Annotated in this window: 18 protein-coding genes, 1 tRNA gene, 2 rRNA genes and 1 pseudogene; 21 read left to right on the top strand and 1 reads right to left on the bottom strand. The window is 46.9% G+C overall.

The window, feature by feature from the left end:
* Positions 1–23: 23 nt before the first annotated feature.
* The 9 genes and pseudogenes from AT705_RS13510 to AT705_RS13545 all read left to right on the top strand — a co-directional run bounded on the left by AT705_RS13510 (position 24) and on the right by AT705_RS13545 (position 9,888).
* A tRNA-Ala gene (locus tag AT705_RS13510) sits at positions 24–99 on the top strand.
* Between the two features lie 278 nt (positions 100–377).
* Positions 378–3,257 (top strand): 23S ribosomal RNA (locus tag AT705_RS13515).
* Between the two features lie 116 nt (positions 3,258–3,373).
* Positions 3,374–3,488: ribosomal RNA gene (rrf, locus tag AT705_RS13520) — 5S ribosomal RNA — on the top strand.
* Between the two features lie 964 nt (positions 3,489–4,452).
* Positions 4,453–4,575, top strand: coding sequence for a hypothetical protein (locus AT705_RS25970; RefSeq protein ID WP_257721225.1), 123 nt, complete (start codon positions 4,453–4,455; stop codon positions 4,573–4,575).
* Positions 4,576–4,743: 168 nt separating this feature from the next.
* The gene (gene lexA / locus AT705_RS13525; RefSeq protein WP_010387178.1) at positions 4,744–5,352 is read left to right on the top strand and encodes a transcriptional repressor LexA; all 609 of its coding nucleotides are present in this window, start codon (positions 4,744–4,746) and stop codon (positions 5,350–5,352) included.
* A gap of 331 nt (positions 5,353–5,683) precedes the next feature.
* A complete protein-coding gene (coxB, locus tag AT705_RS13530; RefSeq protein ID WP_237113830.1) occupies positions 5,684–6,796 on the top strand; it encodes a cytochrome c oxidase subunit II in 1,113 nt (370 codons plus the stop codon).
* On the top strand, positions 6,793–8,385 hold the full coding sequence (gene ctaD / locus AT705_RS13535) for a cytochrome c oxidase subunit I (protein ID WP_049865969.1): 1,593 nt from the start codon (positions 6,793–6,795) through the stop codon (positions 8,383–8,385). Before coxB ends, ctaD begins: the two co-directional genes overlap by 4 nt.
* Positions 8,382–8,891 (top strand): annotated as a pseudogene (locus AT705_RS13540) (cytochrome c oxidase assembly protein); the annotation flags it as partial. The gene ctaD and the pseudogene AT705_RS13540, both read left to right, overlap by 4 nt.
* A gap of 133 nt (positions 8,892–9,024) precedes the next feature.
* On the top strand, positions 9,025–9,888 hold the full coding sequence (locus tag AT705_RS13545) for a cytochrome c oxidase subunit 3 (protein WP_058796969.1): 864 nt from the start codon (positions 9,025–9,027) through the stop codon (positions 9,886–9,888).
* Here the strand turns inward: AT705_RS13545 and AT705_RS24940 are convergent.
* Positions 9,883–10,095, bottom strand: coding sequence for a DUF2909 domain-containing protein (locus tag AT705_RS24940; RefSeq protein WP_082668995.1), 213 nt, complete (start codon positions 10,093–10,095; stop codon positions 9,883–9,885). The genes AT705_RS13545 and AT705_RS24940 overlap by 6 nt on opposite strands.
* Positions 10,096–10,166: 71 nt before the next feature.
* On the opposite strand from AT705_RS24940, the gene AT705_RS13550 reads away from it, so the two are divergent.
* The 12 genes from AT705_RS13550 (at position 10,167) to cheD (ending at position 21,515) form a co-directional block, all read left to right on the top strand.
* Positions 10,167–10,832, top strand: a complete 666-nt coding sequence (locus AT705_RS13550) for an SURF1 family protein (protein ID WP_167551989.1) — start codon at positions 10,167–10,169, stop codon at positions 10,830–10,832.
* The gene (locus tag AT705_RS13555) at positions 10,825–11,322 is read left to right on the top strand and encodes a hypothetical protein (protein ID WP_058796971.1); all 498 of its coding nucleotides are present in this window, start codon (positions 10,825–10,827) and stop codon (positions 11,320–11,322) included. Before AT705_RS13550 ends, AT705_RS13555 begins: the two co-directional genes overlap by 8 nt.
* On the top strand, positions 11,319–12,311 hold the full coding sequence (locus AT705_RS13560) for a COX15/CtaA family protein (RefSeq protein WP_058796972.1): 993 nt from the start codon (positions 11,319–11,321) through the stop codon (positions 12,309–12,311). The genes AT705_RS13555 and AT705_RS13560 overlap by 4 nt, the downstream gene beginning before the upstream one ends.
* Before the next feature lie 3 nt (positions 12,312–12,314).
* On the top strand, positions 12,315–13,220 hold the full coding sequence (gene cyoE, locus AT705_RS13565; RefSeq protein ID WP_058796973.1) for a heme o synthase: 906 nt from the start codon (positions 12,315–12,317) through the stop codon (positions 13,218–13,220).
* Positions 13,217–13,819, top strand: a complete 603-nt coding sequence (locus tag AT705_RS13570) for an SCO family protein (protein ID WP_058796974.1) — start codon at positions 13,217–13,219, stop codon at positions 13,817–13,819. The genes cyoE and AT705_RS13570 overlap by 4 nt, the downstream gene beginning before the upstream one ends.
* A gap of 125 nt (positions 13,820–13,944) precedes the next feature.
* Positions 13,945–14,217 carry an STAS domain-containing protein gene (locus tag AT705_RS13575; RefSeq protein WP_058796975.1) on the top strand — a complete coding sequence of 91 codons (273 nt, stop codon included), beginning with the start codon at positions 13,945–13,947 and terminating at the stop codon, positions 14,215–14,217.
* A gap of 9 nt (positions 14,218–14,226) precedes the next feature.
* Positions 14,227–14,589 carry a response regulator gene (locus tag AT705_RS13580; RefSeq protein ID WP_010387164.1) on the top strand — a complete coding sequence of 121 codons (363 nt, stop codon included), beginning with the start codon at positions 14,227–14,229 and terminating at the stop codon, positions 14,587–14,589.
* Between the two features lie 18 nt (positions 14,590–14,607).
* Positions 14,608–16,719: a chemotaxis protein CheA gene (locus AT705_RS13585; protein ID WP_058796976.1), complete on the top strand. Its 2,112-nt coding sequence runs from the start codon at positions 14,608–14,610 to the stop codon at positions 16,717–16,719.
* Complete coding sequence (locus AT705_RS13590) at positions 16,716–17,231, top strand: chemotaxis protein CheW (protein WP_058796977.1); 516 nt, start codon at positions 16,716–16,718, stop codon at positions 17,229–17,231. Before AT705_RS13585 ends, AT705_RS13590 begins: the two co-directional genes overlap by 4 nt.
* Before the next feature lies 1 nt (position 17,232).
* The gene (locus AT705_RS13595; protein WP_058796978.1) at positions 17,233–19,920 is read left to right on the top strand and encodes a methyl-accepting chemotaxis protein; all 2,688 of its coding nucleotides are present in this window, start codon (positions 17,233–17,235) and stop codon (positions 19,918–19,920) included.
* A 162-nt stretch (positions 19,921–20,082) separates the two neighbouring features.
* The gene (locus AT705_RS13600; protein WP_058796979.1) at positions 20,083–20,904 is read left to right on the top strand and encodes a CheR family methyltransferase; all 822 of its coding nucleotides are present in this window, start codon (positions 20,083–20,085) and stop codon (positions 20,902–20,904) included.
* A complete protein-coding gene (gene cheD / locus AT705_RS13605; protein ID WP_058796980.1) occupies positions 20,901–21,515 on the top strand; it encodes a chemoreceptor glutamine deamidase CheD in 615 nt (204 codons plus the stop codon). Before AT705_RS13600 ends, cheD begins: the two co-directional genes overlap by 4 nt.
* The last annotated feature ends 6 nt before the right edge of the window (positions 21,516–21,521 follow it).

Here is a 21,521-nt window from a genome sequence, read left to right on the forward strand (position 1 = left end):
AACAATGTTATTCCTAGTAATGTGGGGCTATAGCTCAGCTGGGAGAGCGCCTGCCTTGCACGCAGGAGGTCAGCAGTTCGATCCTGCTTAGCTCCACCACTTTACTACCTACTCCTCATAGATAAACACTCTTACCAACGACTTGGTACTCTGAGAGTTTTTAACTCTGAGAAGTAATTCTCTTGCTCTTTAAAAATTTGGAAAGCTGATATTAAATTCTCGGAATGACAATGAAAATTGTTGTTCTATAGAGTTTTCGAAAGAAAAATGCCGATAAATTCGAAAGAATTTATTAGCGTCTACTTTAGTATTACTTAACTTCTGGCGAAGTTAAAACTGTCTTTGACACTACAATTCAAAACTATTTTGGGTTGTATGGTTAAGTGACTAAGCGTACACGGTGGATGCCTTGGCAGTTGGAGGCGATGAAGGACGTACTAACTTGCGATAAGCCTAGTTGAGCCAGTAAGAGGCGCTTGAGACTAGGATTTCCGAATGGGGAAACCCGGCCCTTTGGGTCATCATGCAGTGAATACATAGCTGTATGAAGCGAACGCGGAGAACTGAAACATCTAAGTACCCGTAGGAAAAGAAATCAACCGAGATTCCGAAAGTAGCGGCGAGCGAAATCGGATTAGCCCTTAAGCTTTAATGTAGTTAGTGGAACATTCTGGAAAGTATGACGATACAGGGTGACAGTCCCGTACACGACAACTTATTTAAAGTGAAATCGAGTAGGTCGGAGCACGTGAAACTTTGACTGAATATGGGGGGACCATCCTCCAAGGCTAAATACTCCCAACTGACCGATAGTGAACCAGTACCGTGAGGGAAAGGCGAAAAGAACCCCTGTGAGGGGAGTGAAATAGAACCTGAAACCGTGTACGTACAAGCAGTAGGAGCCCCTCGAGGGTGACTGCGTACCTTTTGTATAATGGGTCAGCGACTTATATTCTGTAGCAAGGTTAACCATTTAGGGGAGCCGTAGCGAAAGCGAGTCTTAACTGGGCGCTTAAGTTGCAGGGTATAGACCCGAAACCCGGTGATCTAGCCATGGGCAGGTTGAAGGTCAGGTAACACTGACTGGAGGACCGAACCCACTAACGTTGAAAAGTTAGGGGATGACCTGTGGCTAGGAGTGAAAGGCTAATCAAACCGGGAGATAGCTGGTTCTCCCCGAAATCTATTTAGGTAGAGCCTCGGACGAATACTTACGGGGGTAGAGCACTGTTAAGGCTAGGGGGTCATCCCGACTTACCAACCCTTTGCAAACTCCGAATACCGTAAAGTACTATCCGGGAGACACACGGTGGGTGCTAACGTCCATCGTGGAGAGGGAAACAACCCAGACCGTCAGCTAAGGTCCCAAAGTGTATGTTAAGTGGGAAACGATGTGGGAAGGCTAAAACAGCTAGGAGGTTGGCTTAGAAGCAGCCATCCTTTAAAGAAAGCGTAATAGCTCACTAGTCGAGTCGGCCTGCGCGGAAGATGTAACGGGGCTAAACATACCACCGAAGCTACGGCTGCGAACTTAGTTCGCGGGGTAGGGGAGCGTTCTGTAAGTGGCTGAAGGTGTGCCGGGAGGCATGCTGGACATATCAGAAGTGCGAATGCTGACATGAGTAACGATAATGCGGGTGAAAAACCCGCACGCCGGAAGACCAAGGGTTCCTATCCCATGTTAATCAGGGTAGGGTGAGTCGACCCCTAAGGCGAGGCTGAAGAGCGTAGTCGATGGGAAACGGGTTAATATTCCCGTACTTGGTATAAATGCGATGGGGGGACGGAGCAGGCTAGGCAAGCATGGCGTTGGTTGTCCATGTGAAAGGCTGTAGGCTGGTGACTTAGGAAAATCCGGGTTGCTAAGGCTGAGAGTCGAGACGAGCCACTACGGTGGTGAAGTTGTTGATGCCCTACTTCCAGGAAAAGCCTCTAAGCTTCAGTTTATATCGAATCGTACCCTAAACCGACACAGGTGGTCAGGTAGAGAATACTAAGGCGCTTGAGAGAACTCGGGTGAAGGAACTAGGCAAAATTGTACCGTAACTTCGGGAGAAGGTACGCTCTTACTTGTGAAGACTTCGCGTCGTAAGCAGGCGAGAGCCGCAGTGACCAGGTGGCTGGGACTGTTTATTAAAAACACAGCACTGTGCAAAATCGTAAGATGACGTATACGGTGTGACACCTGCCCGGTGCCGGAAGGTTAATTGATGGGGTTAGCTTAGGCGAAGCTCTTGATCGAAGCCCCGGTAAACGGCGGCCGTAACTATAACGGTCCTAAGGTAGCGAAATTCCTTGTCGGGTAAGTTCCGACCTGCACGAATGGTGTAACCATGGCCACGCTGTCTCCACCCGAGACTCAGTGAAATTGAAATCGCAGTGAAGATGCTGTGTACCCGCGGCTAGACGGAAAGACCCCGTGAACCTTTACTACAGCTTGGCACTGAACATTGACCCTACATGTGTAGGATAGGTGGGAGGCTTTGAAACGCAGTCGCTAGATTGCGTGGAGCCGTCCTTGAAATACCACCCTTGTAGTGTTGATGTTCTAACTTAGGTCCCTAATCGGGATTGAGGACAGTGCCTGGTGGGTAGTTTGACTGGGGCGGTCTCCTCCCAAAGAGTAACGGAGGAGCACGAAGGTTGGCTAAGTACGGTCGGACATCGTACGGTTAGTGTAATGGTAGAAGCCAGCTTAACTGCGAGACAGACACGTCGAGCAGGTACGAAAGTAGGTCATAGTGATCCGGTGGTTCTGAATGGAAGGGCCATCGCTCAACGGATAAAAGGTACTCCGGGGATAACAGGCTGATACCGCCCAAGAGTTCATATCGACGGCGGTGTTTGGCACCTCGATGTCGGCTCATCACATCCTGGGGCTGAAGTCGGTCCCAAGGGTATGGCTGTTCGCCATTTAAAGTGGTACGCGAGCTGGGTTTAGAACGTCGTGAGACAGTTCGGTCCCTATCTGCCGTGGGCGTTTGAGAATTGAGAGGGGCTGCTCCTAGTACGAGAGGACCGGAGTGGACGAACCGCTGGTGTTCGGGTTGTCATGCCAATGGCATTTCCCGGTAGCTACGTTCGGAATCGATAACCGCTGAAAGCATCTAAGCGGGAAGCGAGCCTCGAGATGAGTTCTCACTTTAACTATAAGTTAACTGAAGGGCCGTTGAAGACTACAACGTTGATAGGCGAGATGTGGAAGTGGTGTGAGCCATTGAGCTAACTCGTACTAATTACCCGTGAGGCTTAACCATACAACGCCAAAGTGGTTTTGTTTGTTAGAAGTTAAGAAATAAAGTAGACGATAAGAATTTAATACGCTTTTCCAGATTTTAGTGAGATGTTGATAAACATCTTGCACACAGAATTTCCTGGTGAACATAGCATTTTGGAACCACCTGACCCCATGCCGAACTCAGTAGTGAAACGAAATAGCGCCGATGATAGTGTGGGGTTTCCCATGTGAAAGTAGGACATCGCCAGGGCCTAATAAAAGAAAGCCCGATTCGAAAGAGTCGGGCTTTTTTGCGTTTGAAATTTTAAAAAGCGTCGATGAAGCTGTAGATAGAGTAGCGTTGTCTATTCATCCATGAAGTTGGTATCTAGCAACCTTTGGACACACTTCCTTGTGGAGGGCTCCCGGCGCGTAACGCGTGTTATCGGCGTCCATACCTCGCGTTCATTGCGCTGCGAAGCGGTGCTTCGGTCACAATTCACCCATGTGAAAGCAGGACATTGCCAAGCTCCTAATAAAAGGTCGATGAAAGACATTCATCCATGAATTTCATCGACATTCGTACTTCCATGTACGTCAAACCCGTTGCAGCAATGCAGCTGGTTTTTTGCTATGTGCGATTTAAAAACGTGCCGAGGAAGCCGTAGATAGAATAGCATCGCCTATTCATCCATGAAGTTGGGTTGGATGTTGGAATAGGCCTGCGTTCTCTAAAAAGGCTTATTTCACCTTGCGCAAAGTAAATGCACTCGCGTTGCTCGCTGTCATTGTACTTTACACTTAATTCATCCATGAATTTCATCGACATTCGTACTTCCTTGTACATCAAAGCCCGATTCGAAAGAGTCGGGCATTTTTGCATTTGAAATTTAAAAAAGCGTCGATGAAGCTAGTATCTAGCAGTCTTTGGTGACACTTCCTTGTGGAGGGCTCCTTTTTGCGTTGTGAACAGGTCTGCGTTCTCTAAAATAGCTCATTTCACCTTGCGCAAAGTAAATGCACTCGCGTTGCTCGCTGTCATTGTACTTTACACTTAATTCATCCATGAATCTCATCGACATCCGTATTTCCATGTACGTCAAACCCGTTGCAGCAATACAGCGGTTTTTTTGCTATATGCGATTTAAAAAAGTTGTATAACTTTGCGATCACAAAGCCGAACCCCCGTCATCCCGCACTTGATGTAGGCACTGCTGACAGGCGATACGGAGAGCATGAATGGCAAGTCATCAGTGCAGCAGAGTAAGGAGGAAGTAGGTCCGGAAGCCCCCAATCTCGATACTCTATCGAATGCGTTCAGTGAAACAGAGAAAAACGAGTGTAGCGTTGATTGGTAAGTACCGTTTCACATAGAAGTCGGTTACTTTATACATGATGCTGCAGAGGTGGTGTATTATTAGGCTAGGTAATTGAATACGAGTTTAAGGTTCGCGCAGAATAACCGTTGCGAAAAAATGATAACTGTATATACTCACAGTAAATGCACTGTATGGAAAACCAGTTATATGCGACCACTCACCAAACGACAAGAACAAGTTTTTGAACTCATAAAAGTCTTTATCAAAGATACGGGCATGCCTCCGACTCGGGCTGAGATTGCTGAGTCGCTTGGGTTTCGTAGTGCGAATGCTGCAGAAGAGCATTTAAAAGCGTTAGCGAAGAAAGGTGTTATAGAAATGGTACCAGGTGCAAGCAGGGGAATTCGGCTAGTAGAAAATGAACCTGAACAACTTGGTTTGCCCTTAGTTGGTCGAGTTGCTGCCGGAGAACCTATTCTTGCTCAGGAGCATATTGAGAGTCACTGTTCTGTCGATCCTACAATGTTTCACCCTGCGGCCGATTATTTGTTGCGCGTCAACGGTATGAGTATGAAAAATATTGGCATCATGGATGGGGATCTACTTGCAGTGCACCGTACCCAGGTTGTAAATAATGGCCAGGTTGTCGTCGCACGCGTAGAAGAAGACGTCACGGTTAAGCGCTTTGAAAAGTTAGGAAAGAAAGTCTATCTACATGCAGAAAACGAGGATTTTTCGCCCATTGAAGTTGATTTAGAGCAGCAAAGCTTTTCGGTAGAAGGCCTGGCAGTCGGTGTTATCCGAGGTGATGTTTAAATAATTTCCGTGTGCAGCCTGGTTTTTCTTGACTGGGCTGTTTTTACTTCTTGTATACACTTTCAAGCAACCATATCAATGGTGCTTGTGTATAAGTAACCCCTAACAAACAGCTATTTTTCAACTGTTTCCCAACCTTAAAAACAAAATCTACAAGAGACAAAAACTTGCTAAACGGTCAAATTTTGACTAATTGTTAAATGGTCGTGCAGTACTCATGGGATAACCCAAGTGAAATGACAGTCATCCGATAATAAGAACCATTGCTTCTCACGCTCGAAGCAATTGAGGGAGACGTCTAATGAAAATAGCCAAACTCATCACAATTGCGATGTGTTTATTCGTCAGTGTGGCCACGCTCGCAAGCGACTACAATATGCGTACAGGCGTAACTGACATCAGTAATCAGGTATATCAGTTACACATGACCATCTTCTGGATCTGTTGTGTAATTGGGCTGATTGTCTTTTCAGTTATGTTTTGGGCATTAATCCATCATCGGCGCTCTAAAGGTGCGGAGCCTGCGCAGTTTCATGAAAGTACAAAAGTTGAAATCCTCTGGACCGCTATTCCATTTCTAATTTTGGTTGCGATGGCTGTGCCTGCGACAAAAACACTGATTGCGATGGAAGACACTGATAAGGCAGATCTGACTATCAAAGTAACCGGGTCACAATGGAAGTGGCATTACGAATACTTAGGTCATGACGTCGATTTTTACTCTCTGATGTCCACACCAAGAGCTCAGATAGATAATATGGAAAGTAAGACTGAAAACTATCTGTTGGAGGTCGATAAGCCACTGGTGATCCCGACGGGTAAGAAAGTGCGGTTTTTACTGACTTCTGATGATGTGATCCATTCTTGGTGGGTACCTGATTTTGCGGTAAAAAAAGATGCTAATCCGGGGTTCATTAATGAAGCATGGACGAATGTCAATGAGCCCGGCACCTATCGAGGCCAATGTGCAGAGCTATGCGGCAAAGACCATGGTTTTATGCCTGTTGTCGTAGAAGCCAAGCCCGAGGCGGAATTTCAGGCATGGCTTACCAACGAGAAAGCACAAAGAACACTTGCCGCGCAGCAAGAGGCTGCGCTTTTGGAGCAAACACTTAGCAAAGATGAGTTAATGGCGACTGGAGAGCGTGTTTACATGGCTTACTGCGCAGCATGTCATCAACCCACAGGGCTCGGCCTGCAAGGGGTGTTTCCTGCCTTAAAGGGAAGCGCTATGGTCACCGGCGACCTCCAAGCACATATTGAAATTATTATGGACGGACGCCCTGGCACTGCGATGCAGGCTTTTGCAAAGCAGTTGTCATTAAAAGAAGTCGCTGGAGTTATCACTTACAAAAGAAATAGTTGGGGTAATGATACCGGAGAAGTTATTCAACCTAGCCAAATACAAGCTTACCTTGACGGCAAACAGGAGGAAGCCAAATGACTTCGAGTACACAGCAGGCTGCTCATGAACAAGAGCATGAACATCATGGTCCGGCAACTGGTATCAAGCGTTGGCTTTTTACGACAAATCACAAAGACATAGGATCTTTGTATTTGCTCTTTTCTTTATTGATGTTCCTGATTGGCGGCGGTATGGCCATGGTTATTCGGGCAGAATTATTTCAGCCGGGCCTTCAGCTCGTCGACCCACACTTTTTCAATCAAATGACTACAGTGCATGGGTTGATTATGGTATTTGGTGCTGTGATGCCTGCCTTTACTGGCCTGGCGAACTGGATGGTTCCCATGATGATTGGTGCCCCTGATATGGCATTACCGCGGATGAATAACTGGAGTTTTTGGATTCTGCCGTTTGCCTTTCTCATATTACTTGCTTCATTATTTATGGAAGGTGGCGGCCCTGCGTTTGGCTGGACTTTCTATGCACCACTTTCCACCACTTACAGTAACGACAATACAGCACTGTTTGTTTTCGCTGTGCATATCATGGGAGTAAGCTCCATTATGGGCGCTATCAATGTGATCGTGACGATAGTGAACATGCGTGCGCCAGGTATGACATGGATGAAGCTCCCTCTGTTTGTGTGGACTTGGCTAATTACGGCATTTTTATTAATCGCTGTGATGCCCGTATTAGCGGGTGCCGTTACTATGGTTTTGACAGACAAGTATTTTGGCACGAGCTTCTTCGATGCGGCAGGCGGAGGTGACCCAGTGATGTTCCAGCATATTTTCTGGTTCTTCGGTCACCCGGAAGTATATATTATGATTTTGCCAGCGTTTGGCGTGATTTCTACCATAGTGCCTACTTTCTCAAGAAAGAAGCTTTTTGGATATGCTTCTATGGTATACGCAACCTCCTCCATTGCGCTGTTATCTTTCATCGTGTGGGCACACCATATGTTCACCACCGGTATGCCGTTGGCCGGTGAGCTTTTCTTTATGTATGCGACCATGTTGATCTCTGTGCCTACGGGTGTGAAGGTGTTCAACTGGGTAGCCACAATGTGGCGTGGCTCTATCAGTTTTGAAGTCCCTATGCTATTTGCTATCGCGTTTATTGTATTGTTTACACTCGGTGGTTTTTCCGGGCTGATGCTGGCCATTACCCCTGCCGATTTCCAGTATCACGACACTTATTTTGTGGTCGCACATTTTCACTATGTATTGGTCACGGGGGCGGTCTTCTCAATCATGGCGGCTGCTTACTACTGGTTACCTAAGTGGACTGGTTATATGTATAGCGAGACATTGGCTAAGTGGCATTTTTGGTTGTCTCTGGTGAGTGTGAATATCCTATTTTTCCCAATGCATTTTGTGGGGCTTGCGGGCATGCCGCGACGGATCCCGGATTATGCGCTTCAGTTTGCTGATTTCAATGCCTTGATCAGCATTGGTGGTTTTGCATTTGGCTTATCACAGTTGCTATTTGTGGCTGTGGTGTTTAAGTGCATCGCAGGCGGTCAGCGTGCGCCTGCCAAAGTATGGGATGGTGCAGAAGGGTTGGAGTGGGATGTTGCTTCGCCAGCACCTTACCACACTTTCAGCACGCCACCAGAGGTGAAATGATGCATACCCCGTTACTGAGAAAACTCGTGCTATTGGTTTTGGGTATGTTTGCATTTGCATTTGCCCTGGTACCGCTGTACGACGTGTTCTGTGACATAACGGGCTTGAATGGCAAAGTTGAGTTGACCGCCGCTGAGGCCAGCGAAGAGCAAGACTTGGCAAGGCAGGTCGATGTGAGTTTCACAACCCATACGCAAGGGCAGGCGCCGTTCAAAGTAAAAGCTGCGACATATCAGGTAACAGTGACGCCCGGTACATTAACAGAAGTGAGCTTTACGGCCGAGAATCTGAGTGGAGATGCTCGGGTTATGCAGGCAATTCCGTCTGTTTCACCTGGCATGGCGGCTAAATATCTACACAAGCTCGCGTGCTTTTGCTTTGACCAGCAAAGTATGCAGGCGCGTCAGAAAATGTCGTTTACGCTGCGCTTTTATGTGGATACCGAGCTGCCAACTGACATCGCCGAACTGACTCTTGCCTATACCTTATACGACATCACCGACAAAACAGCGACAGTTATAAGTCCGCTATTGCACCCAGGCACAGCGCTATTCGGTGAGCTCAGGCGTGGCACAGTCGGGGACGATTATGTTCACAGTATACAAGCCGCGGTGTATCAACAAATACGAGGATTAAGTCATGGCTAGTGGTTATGAAAAATACTATGTACCAGAGCAAAGTCCATGGCCCATTGTGGGGGCTGTTGCTTTGTTTGGTGTAGCCGTAGGAGGTGGATTAACGGTGATGAAGAGCCCCGGTGGCCAATTCATTTTGTATGCCGGGATTGGTCTACTGCTGTTTATGTTGGCTGGGTGGTTTCGACATGTTATTCGGGAGTCCCAAGGAGGGCTCTACTCAGCGCAAATGGATCGCTCATTTCGACAGGGGATGGCGTGGTTTATTTTCTCTGAAGTGATGTTTTTCGCCGCGTTTTTTGGGGCCTTGTTGTACGCTCGCATGTTTGCGGTTCCTTGGTTGGGTGGGGCTAGTAATAATGCCATGACACATGAGTTACTGTGGCCAAGCTTCGAAGCTGTGTGGCCATTACTTAACACCCCGGGGGGAGACACAACGCAAGCCATGGGTTGGCAAGGTCTCCCTTTGATAAACACCGTTATTTTATTGATTTCTTCCGTGACACTTCATTTTGCTCATGCTGCGATGGAGCAAGGGCAGAGAAACAAAGTAAAGCTGTTCCTAGGATTAACCATTCTACTGGGTTTTGCATTTTTGGTCTTGCAGATAGAAGAGTATGTTTATGCTTATCAGGATTTAGGACTGACTCTGGAGTCAGGTATCTACGGCAATACTTTCTTTATGCTCACCGGTTTTCACGGTATGCATGTGACACTCGGCGCGATTATCTTGACGATTGTTTGGTTACGGGTGATGAAAGGCCATTTCAGTGAACATAACCACTTTGCGTTTCAGGCCGGTGCTTGGTATTGGCATTTTGTTGATGTGGTTTGGTTGTGCCTGTTTGTATTTGTTTATGTGTTATAAGCCTGGGGCTGGATTGAAATGAAGCCAACCTAACCCTTTTGCAATGAGAATAAGCAATAACACACTTGCTGAAAAAAATACTCTTTTACCCAGGAGCCGGGACATTGACTCACCAGAGTGAGTGCCTTTGAGCATAATAAACAAAGCTCGAAACAAGTTGTAGATGGTGCTGAAAAGCAAAACAATAATAATTAATTTGAGTAGCATGGCATATGACGCAGATAAGTATATGTAGATCAAAGGTTAGCGCATATTGCACGATTTTGGCAGTGTCCCTTGTGGTATGCACATGCCTGGCTCTCTCTGTTTGGCAATGGCAAAGAGCAGCCCAAAAGGCATACCTGCTCGAAAAGCGACAAAGTGGTCAGGTAATTGCCGATTTTAATGCGACCACTGACCTGCAAAATCAACGAGCGTTGGAAGGGCAACAATTTCGATTGCATGGCCATTTTGATGATTCGCGCTATTGGTTGCTCGACAATCAGATTGTTAATGGGACACCTGGCTACGATGTGATTACCCTATTTCGTCCCATCTATAGCGAAGAATGGCTGGTTGTGAACCTTGGGTTTATTCCCGCGACACACAGCCGGGCTGTGTTGCCTCAGGTAGCGCTCCCCAGCTCGTTACAAACCGTGAATGTGGAATTCAAAATAGGCAAGTGGGCTGGCTTTACGTTAGCTACCCAGCCAGACTTGAACACGGCCCAACCTGAGCTGCTCCAATATCTTGACCACGCCTTTTTCGTGGGACAAACACAACGGCCTATTGCCGTGTCCTTAGCTTATGCGTCAGACCAAATCATAAACGATATTCAGCCTCACTATGAAGCCGTTGTGATGGGGCCGGATAAGCACCGGGCTTATGCGTTGCAATGGCTTTTGTTAGCTGTGGCAGCAATGGTCGTCCCCTACTTAGCTTACAAAAGGAAAAGTGATGAATAAGGTGCCTGGATTGTTTTTAGCGTGTTGTATTTTACCTCTGATTGTCGCGTGGGGGGTACTTTGGTCTGGGTGGCAACCAGACAGTACGACTAACAACGGGAGTTTTTTAACGCAGGAGGTTGTACTGAATGTGCCTGTTCAGGCGCACAAGTCATGGTTTATTGCGTTAAGTCAGCCTGACGATTGCACTCAGCTATGTTTGGGCCAGCAGGCCTTAATGGAGCAGCTTACTGTGGCATTGGGTAAGCACCGTCAGCAAGTCGGTTTGCTCTTGTTAGGTCAAGGGCAAAGTGACAAAGCCAGCGTGTTACCCGAAGTACCGTCTTTATCACCGGGGGCATTCTATTTGGTCGATAAACGTGGATTGGTGGTGCTTGAGTATTTACCACAGCAAGATCAAACCGCTAACCGGGTATTGCTTAAAGGGTTGTTGAAGGATTTGAAAAAGCTGCTGTCTTATGAGCGAAGTAGTTCAGGAGGTAAGTCATGACACAAAGTTTTAAAAAATTGGTGCTCATGTCGGCACTGCTAGCAGCGCTGGTTGTGTCCTTGGGGGCTTATACCAGACTAAGCAATGCAGGTTTGGGGTGCCCGGATTGGCCTGGGTGCTATGGGTTTTTGACGGTGCCGAACGAAGCGCATGAGTTGGTGTCAGCACAACAGCAGTTTCCCGGTAGCGAAGTACACCAAAAGAAAGCTTGGATCGAAATGATCCACAGATATTTTGCTGGTAGCTTAGGTTTGGTTGTTGCTGCAATTTTCTTTATGGCGCTGCGTCAGCCCAACTACGGTGCAAGTGTCAGAGGTTTGTCGACATTACTGGTTGTATTAATTGTGTTTCAGGCACTACTCGGCATGTGGACCGTGACAATGAATTTGCAGCCCCTGATAGTGATGGGCCACTTGCTAGGCGGGTTCACCATACTGAGTTTATTAACTTTGCTTTGGCTCAGGGCCAGTCAGCCAGCGACTGTCGTCATTCCTCATGCCACTGGATTGAAAGTGATGACGCTGGTAGTACTTACAGTGTTGGTATTACAAATTGCATTAGGTGGGTGGCTTGCCGCGAATTATGCTGCACCACACTGTCGTGGATTGCCATTGTGTGAGAACGGAGAGTTGTTCTCACTGAGCAGCCTATTTCAGCTACCGCATTCTTCTGCCAGTTACGAATTTGGTGTTTTGCCTTTTGAAACTCGCTTGTCTATTCATCTGGTCCATCGGCTTTGGGCTATGGTGACACTCATCGCTATATTGGCACTGTGCTGGCGCTTATATTTACGAATTCCTGACACACAAGTACGACCCGTCATTTTGCTTCCGGCAATTCTGGTGCTTTGTCAGGTGTTGTTAGGCGGTGCGATAGTGCATTGGCAGTTCCCATTATTGCTGACGCTATTTCACAATGTCATGGCAGCGCTGCTACTGCTGAGTATGGTGCGGGTTTGCTATCTGCTGTTTTATCAATCTAGGGGATAAGTTATGGCCATTAGTGTGCAACAACTCGGATCAGCAATCCCTGATTTCTATGCAGGCTTTAAGCCTTATGTGGCGATCACCAAAGCTAAGGTGGTCATGATGTTGGTACTGACTGCCTGGGTGGGGGTTGCGCTCGCCCCGGATGTAGGACGAAGCATCGGCCATCAACTGATGAGCTTATTGTCAATTGGGTTAATCTCTGCCTCAGCTGCGGCAATTAATCATGTTGTTGACCGTAATAGAGATCGAAAAATGGCGCGGACACGCCACCGCCCCCTGGCGATGCAGCAACTCTCAGTGTCAAAAGCACTCATTTTTGCCGTTAGCCTGGCTGTTGCCGGAACCCTTGGCCTGTTGTTGTTCAGTAATTGGCTGTGTACGGTTCTAACGCTACTAGCTTTACTTGGCTATGCTGTTGTTTACACTATGTTCCTTAAGCACATGACACCGCAGAATATTGTTATTGGCGGGCTGGCAGGCGCTTTACCTCCTTTGCTGGGGTGGGTCAGTGAAACAGGCGCTTTGGCAGCGGAGCCTTGGCTGCTCGTTATGATTATTTTCGCTTGGACGCCGCCGCATTTCTGGGCATTGGCCATCGCCCGAGAAGCTGATTATGCCAGAGCGGGGATCCCCATGTTGCCTGTCACACATGGGATCCAGTTCACTAAATTGTGTATGGTCGTTTATACCTTGCTATTGGCTGTAACATGCGTACTGCCCTATTTGATAGGCATGGTCGGGTATGCGTATCTGGTTGCCGCAAGTATTCTTAATGGACTGTTTATTTACCTGATTGTACGGTTGTATATAAGTCATACAGTGCAACAAGCGATGGGGGTTTTTCGTTTTTCTATCTGGTATTTGCTGTTACTCTTTGTCTCTCTATTTGTTGACAGAGCACTGGTATGAAAATCATTTTTCCTCTTTTTTTAATGTTCTCGCTACTTAGCGGGTGTCAGCCTGCTCCCCAAGTGTCAGAGTTCGCTGTTCATTATGAGCAACCTCGTACGCTCAAGCCTTTTGCTTTGGAAGACCAAAATGGGGCGCAAATTACGGCTGAGCAGTTAAAAGGGCAATGGAGCTTATTATTTTTGGGGTACACTCATTGTCCCGATATATGTCCAATGACTTTGGCAAAACTTACTAATATTGCCGCGCAGTTAGAGTCTCATCAGGCTGTTAACGTGTGGTTTGTAGCAGTAGACCCGCAGCGGGACACGCAACCAAAGCGAAAGCAATATATTGATTACTTTAACCCGGATTTTGTCGCAGCGTCTGCGCCTCACAACGTACTGTTTCCTTTTGTGCGTGACATTGGCTTGATCTACGCGATCAACAATAGTGATCAACCTGAGTACTATGTTGATCATAGTGCTTCGATTGCATTGGTGAACCCACAGGCACAACTGGAAGCCATATTTAAACCGGAATTTAAGGCCGGTGAAGTGCCTGTTATTAATGAGGCTCAGCTAATTAACGATTTTAAAATTATTGTGCCGGGACAGTAGGTGACGGATGTAAAGTCACTGAATTTAATAATTAATTATTTCTTTTCCGTGATAAGTATGGCAATTTCACGGTCACGGTCTAATCTATTCATATCAATAAGATTTGCAAGGAATGTGCAAGGCACATGATTAAACTTCCCTCGGAGCTGGTCATAAACCAGGTTGAAGAATTACATCAACAGTTGCTGCTCGAACTTGATGCTGGCCATGCTATTTCACTAGACATCAGTGAAGTCCAGCGTGCAGATACCGCATCGATCCAACTGTTGTGCGCGTTGCAAAAATATTTACTGGATATTGGGCAACATATTTCCTGGGTGGGAGAAAGTGCTGCATTGTCTTCATCTGTTGAAAAATTAGGGTTAACCGAACTTTTATCTATCAGTAGTACGAATTAAGAGGTCATTATGAAAAAGATTTTAGCTGTGGATGATTCTGCTTCGATGCGTCAAATGGTTGGCTTTACACTAAAAAAAGCGGGGTTTGATGTTGTAGAGGCAAAGGATGGCAGTGAAGCACTCAATCTGGCTAAGCAACAAGGGTTTGATGCCGTGATCTCGGACGTGAACATGCCTGTTATGGATGGCATTACCTTGATTCGAGAGCTGAGAAGTTTGCCAGACTATAAATTTACACCGCTTCTGATGCTCACAACCGAATCAGGCCTAGACAAGAAAAGTGAAGGTAAAGCCGCAGGCGCAACGGGCTGGATTGTTAAACCATTTAACCCTGAACAATTACTGGCTGTGCTGAAAAAAGTCATCCGTTAACCCCCGTGAGGTGCTGCCATGAGTATCGATTTAAGTCAGTTTTTCGATGTTTTTTTTGAAGAAAGCTTTGAAGGGCTCGATGCGATGGAATCTGAGCTGCTTAACCTCGAGCCAGGGAAAGAAGATCAGGAAACCATTAATACTATTTTCCGGGCTGCACATTCGATTAAAGGGGGCAGCGGTACTTTTGGTTTTACAGCAGTTTCTGATTTTACTCATGTATTAGAAACCTTGCTCGACCAGATCCGCAATGGGCAGCGACAACTCGTTGCTGAGCACGTCAATTTATTACTCAAAGCAATCGATTGCTTACGGGCTATGCTGACGGCCTTGCAAGCCCAAGAAGAGCCAGAGCAACAAGAAGCCAATGAATTAAAACAACGCTTCGAAGCGATTTTAAATGGCGAAAACAGCACCGGTGTACCGGAACAGGCGATCAGCGAGCCTGAAGAGCAAGCTGCTCTTCCCATCACTTTTCAGATCGATTTTAAGCCATTGCCCTACTTATTTAAAACCGGTAATGAACCGTTATATATGATTGCGGAGTTGTCTGAGCTGGGAGAGCTGGAAACGCAGGCATTGCACGATGAAGTCCCCAAATTAAAGCAGCTCAATGCTGAAGATTGTTATCTTTATTGGCGGTTTTTCCTGACCACAACGCGCGGTGAAAGCGCGATCAGAGAGATTTTCGAGTGGGTTGAAGATGACGCGGAAATCACCATAGTGCAATGTGGAGGCCTGTTCGAGGAGCCTGATGATCATAGCGAGTCACCAAATATCCCGCTGAGTGTTCCGGCGGAAGCTGAGTTGCCGGTACAGGCCCCAGAGCCTTCCAAAATGGTTCAAGACAACAAAGAAGAAACGGTGCCGGTCAAGGATGCACGTAAAAACACAGACCCCAGCACAACCTCTATCCGGGTTGGCATAGACAAAGTAGATTCGCTGATTAACATGGTTGGTGAACTGGTGATTACACAGGCTATGTTGAGTCAGATTGGAGAGCAGGAAATTACCGAGTCTAGCATTGCAGCACTACAGGAAGGTTTGGCACAGCTGGCACATAATACGCGTGATTTGCAGGAAAATGTGATGCGTATTCGCATGCTGCCCATCAGCTTTGTCTTTAGTCGGTTTCCAAGGTTGGTACGGGACATCTCTCAAAAACTCAATAAGCAAGTTGAACTCAAGCTGATCGGAGAGCAAACCGAGCTTGATAAAACCGTCATGGAAAAACTGTCTGATCCTATGGTGCATCTGGTACGCAACTCCTTGGACCATGGACTAGAAACGCCCGAAGAGCGCATCGCTCAGGGCAAGGACCCCGTTGGTACTGTCACATTAAATGCGTTTCACCAGGGGGGCAATATTGTCATCGAGATTATGGACGACGGAAAAGGGCTGGATACAGAGAAAATTCGCAGCAAAGCCATCCAGAATGGGCTTATTCAGGAGCAGGATGAGCTCACTGTTGATGAGATTAATGAACTGATTTTTATGCCGGGATTTTCAACCGCTGACAACGTTAGCGAAATATCCGGTCGCGGTGTCGGGATGGACGTCGTACGTAAAAATATTCAGGCATTGAATGGCTCTGTAGAGGTTAGTTCGGAAGCGGGAGTGGGGTCTACTTTTACGATTCGCTTGCCATTGACACTGGCGATACTGGATGGTCAGCTGGTTCAGGTTGCTGATCATACTTATATAATTCCACTGATCTCTATTGTTGAGTCGTTGCAAATTGATATTGCTAAAGTCAGTAATGTGGGTAAAGGTTTGCAGGTTCTGCGTTTGCGTGATGAGTATATTCCGATTCTTCGATTGTATGACATTTTTAATCACAAGGGCGCACGAGAAGAACTGGACAAGACCTTGTTGGTGGTAGTTGAAAACGATAATTACAAAGTAGGCATATTGGTCGATGACCTGCTAGCGCAACAGCAGGTGGTAATCAAAAGTTTGGAAGCCAATTATCAGCGTGTTGATGGTATATCAGGCGCTACGATTTTAGGCGATGGCACGGTGTCTTTGATCATCGATATCAGCGGGTTAATAAAACTGAGCGGCTTGAGGCGGCCGGGGTCTTCTGAGTTGCTTGTGGACTTAAAAGCGGATGAGGGTATCCCCGCATGACAGAGCATATGAACTTAAATCAGCAGCTGGTACTGGATACAGAGACGGACGAAAAACAGTTTCTGACTTTTATGATGGATGAAGAAGAGTATGGGATTGATATTTTGGCGGTCCAGGAAATTCGAGGCTGGGAGCCTGTAACGGTGATCCCTAATTCCCCACCATTTGTGAAAGGGGCGATGAACCTGCGCGGCACGATTGTACCAATCATTGATTTGCGACAGCGATTTGGCATTACTCACATTGGCTATGGTCCACTCACTGTGGTGATAGTGGTATCAGTAACACTGAAAGAGCAAGACAAGTTGATGGGCATTGTTGTAGATGCAGTGTCCGATGTGTACAGCATTTCAGAGGAAAAGGCGAAGGATGTCCCTGACTTTCAGGACTCTGATAATGCTCAATTTGTTCATGGGTTGGTTAATGTTGGGGAAAAAATGGTGGTGTTATTAAATTTGAAGAAAGTGCTTGATTTACACGACAAGAGTTGTGCAAAGAGCAACGGGGGCTGAAATGAGTAGTCAGAGTATCCAAAGTAGTTTAAACAATAAAATCGTAATTGCGGGTGTGATACTGGTTATCAGCATCGTACTGGGCATTCAGCTTGGAGCATCGGGCTCTGAAAGCATGCAGCTGGTGGCGGTGGCGCTACCCTTATTTGGGGTGGTTGTCGCGCTGGGTTACCTCAAAATGGCTCTGTCATCGGTGAGTGCCCAACTGGGTTGTGTATATCGAGTGTTGCCACATATGACAGTGGCAGATCAGGAACAATTACAAGGCCTGGACCTGACGGATTTTCCCGAGCTATTTCAAGCGCTAAAAACCGCGCATGATGAGGATGACCAAACGGATCTGACGCAAAGTCTGATGCTGGCCCTGAAAGGCTGTCAGGCGAACATCATGGTGGCAGATGCTGACTTGAATATTGTGTATCTGAATGACTCCGTAAAATCAATGTTGAGGGTGAATGAACAGCAGTTACAGGTTGATTTACCGGGCTTCAGTGTTGCAGGCTTGATAGGCACAAACATTGATTCCTTTCACAAAAACCCAAGCCATCAGCGCAGCATCTTGGCCAACTTGCGCGAAACTTATCAGACCCGAATCACAGTTGCAGGACTGACTTTTGATTTGATAGCGACGCCGGTATTTGATGAAGGGCATCGCATCGCAACCTTGGTGGAATGGAAAGATCAAACAAAGTGGCTTGCCGCAGAAGAAAAGCACAGGAATTTGGCAGAGAAAAACGCACGAATTTCTCGTGCTCTAGATGTGTGCCAGGCGAATGTCATGTTGGCAGATGAAGACCTTAACATTGTGTATGTGAATGAGTCTGTATCTGCAATGCTCAGACGTAATCAGGCACAGCTGCGCACCGCATTGCCGAACTTTGATGTTGATACCCTGATTGGTACCAATATTGATGTATTCCACGAAAACCCTCAACACCAGAGGGGGTTGCTGAACACACTGTCGAATGTGTATAACACGGATATTGTGGTAGCTGGATTTAATTTTGGCCTGATCGCAACACCAGTGTTTGATCAGACCGGGAATCGGATTGGTACTGTCGTTGAGTGGGAAGACAAAACAGAGCGTTTGGCTGCTGAACATCAAGCTAAACAGACTGCTGGCGAAAACCTTCGCGTACGTCGTGCTCTGGATAACGTGCAAACCAATACGATGATTGCGGACTCAGACAACATCATTGTGTATATGAATCAGTCGGTACTCGAGATGATGAGAAACGCTGAGTCAGATATTCGTAAGGATTTACCTAACTTTGACAGCAGCCAACTGATTGGTCAGAACATAGATGTATTCCACCGCAATCCAGCCCATCAAAGACGCTTACTGGAAACCTTGTCTCAACCTTACAAGACCGAAATAAAGGTAGGCGGACGCACCTTTGGTTTGGTTGCTAACCCAATTGTGACTGACACGGGCGAACGAGCTGGTACTGTGGTTGAGTGGGAAGACAGAACGGGTGAGGTTGCAATTGAGCAGGAAGTGAATACGGTCGTTGAGTCTGCTCGCTCTGGTGATTTGTCTATGCGCTTGGAAGAAAATGATAAGCAGGGCTTTTACTTGCGTTTGACCCAGGGGCTAAATGGCCTGCTGGAGAGTGTAGATAGCGCAGTGGCAGATACCGGAAATATGCTTGATGCACTTGCCCGGGGAGATCTGACACAACGTATTGAGGCAGACTATCAAGGGGCTTTTGACAAGCTAAAACAGGATGCGAACAGCACCGCAGATAAACTAACTAATGTATTGGAGCGGATCAGTACCTCTGCGTCTTTGGTCGCCAGTGGCGCTGAGGAAATATCGCAGGGTAATGCCGATCTGAGTCAGCGTACGGAAGAACAGGCGTCCTCATTGGAGGAAACTGCTTCGAGCATGGAGCAAATGACCAGCACAGTGCGACAGAATGCAGACAATGCCAAGGTTGCCAATGAACTGGCTGAAGATACCAGTGAGAAAGCAACCCGAGGCGGAGAAGTGGTAAATCGAGCGGTAGAAAGCATGTCAGCTATCAACGATGCCAGTAAAAAAATAGCGGATATCATAAGCGTGATTGACGAAATAGCCTTTCAAACTAACTTGCTGGCATTGAACGCTGCGGTGGAAGCTGCGCGTGCAGGAGAGCAGGGGCGTGGCTTTGCCGTGGTCGCGGGTGAAGTACGTAATCTGGCACAGCGTTCGGCCGGAGCGGCAAAAGAAATCAAAGATTTGATCCGTGACAGTGTAAGTAAAGTTGAGGATGGTACTTTACTAGTGAATGAGTCTGGTGAAACGCTCAAAGAAATTGTGGCGTCGGTGCGGCGTGTCACCAATATGATCTCGGATATTGCGGATGCATCGGTAGAGCAAAGCTCAGGAATTGAACAGGTGAATAAAGCTGTTACGCAGATGGATGAAATGACGCAGCAAAATGCAGCGTTGGTAGAGCAAGCATCCGCTGCAGGTGAGTCAATGTCTGAGCAGGCCAATGATATGCGTAATATGCTTAACTTCTTTAAGGTCGGAGAGGCGTCTGATAGTCGAGAAGCCATTGTAGAAAAACCGGCTGCCGCGAATGGTCAGGCGCGTACGTCCGCGATTGGTTTATCGGCGCCGGAAAGTCGCAGTACGCGACAGCCACTGGAAACAGCGGCTAACCGCTTTGCGGATGATTCTGAGGAGTGGGAAGAGTTTTAACAGTTCTGGTTTGTTTGTACCCCTGGATGAGCTGTACGTCGTATTTGGTGTCAGCTCTGCCATCGTGACACACCTGACTCACCGGGATAACCACATAATGAATGCAAAAGACGGCGCAGGTAACACGTAGTCGAGGGTCGCTGTGCATAGGTGAGGAGGGATATGAAAGAGTTTTTGATGACGGATGAGGATTTCAGCAGTATCTCTCAGCGTGTATATGAGACCTGCGGCATCGTACTCGGACCCCATAAACGCGATATGGTTTACTCACGGCTTGCCCGCAGAGTGAGGGCTAACGGTCTCGCGTCTTTTGCTGAATATCTGACCTTATTAAATGAAGAGCCAGATGTCGAGTTTAGCCATTTTATTAATGCGATTACGACTAATCTCACGTCATTTTTTCGCGAAGCACATCATTTTGATTTTTTACACCAACAAGTGATCCCAGAACTGAAGATCAAACATAAGTCAGACAAACGCATACGAATTTGGTCTGCTGGTTGTTCCACTGGTGAGGAGGCATACAGTATTGCGATGACCATCGCGAATGCCTTTCCCGCAGACTGGGACGTGAAAGTGTTGGCAACTGATTTGGATTCAAATGTACTGCACAAAGGTCAAGAGGGTGTGTATAACAGTGCGTCGGTCACAGGCCTCGATAGTGAGCACCTGAAAAAGTGGTTTATGTGTAGTTCGGATGGCACCCAGTACAAAGCAAAAGATGTATTGCGAGCTAGGGTGTTTTTTAAACGCCTTAACTTGCTTGAACCCTGGCCTATGAAAGGTCCTTTTGATGTTATTTTTTGTCGTAATGTATTGATTTATTTTGACAAAGAAACCAAAGACAGATTGTTTGATAGTTATTACCAGCTATTAGCAGAGCAAGGTTATCTGTTTATAGGTCATTCAGAGACAATGGGGAAAGAGCATTTGGGGTTCAAAAATCTGGGGAAAACTATGTACCAGAAGGTAGCGCAGCTATGAATCAGTTTCAGCCCGTACTACATGGCTTTGAACACGTAAAGCGGTTTTGGGACACAGGACGCGGCGCTGTGGTGGCAAAAGTACTCCCGGGGGAGTTTTATGTGTCAAAAAGTGACGAGCTAATCTCTACTGTATTGGGCTCCTGCATTGCAGCCTGTATTTATGATGAGCAGCAGGGCGTAGGAGGAATGAATCACTTTATGCTGCCTGGCGTGAAGGGGACTTCAGCGATTCATGCCGATGACCTGAATTGCCGTTATGGCAACTGGGCAATGGAATATCTGATTAATGAAGTGATAAAAAATGGTGCCCGGCGGGATCATCTGAAGATAAAGCTGTTTGGTGGTGGGAAAATCATCAGTTCGATGACCGACATCGGCGTTGGTAATATTCGATTTGCCGAGGCGTATGTTGAGGAAGAACAGCTCACTCTGGTATCCCACGATGTGGGTGGACCCTGGCCGCGCAAGGTGGTGTTTCATCCACAAACGGGTAAAGCTCAGGTGAAGAAATTGCGTCAGATGCACAATGACACCATTGAAAAACGTGAGGCTAAGTACCTTCATGATATTGAAGAGCAAGGTAAACAAACAGACATTGAGCTGTTTTAGAGAGAT

It is taken from the genome of Pseudoalteromonas rubra (genome assembly GCF_001482385.1).
Classification (GTDB): Bacteria; Pseudomonadota; Gammaproteobacteria; order Enterobacterales; family Alteromonadaceae; genus Pseudoalteromonas; species Pseudoalteromonas ardens.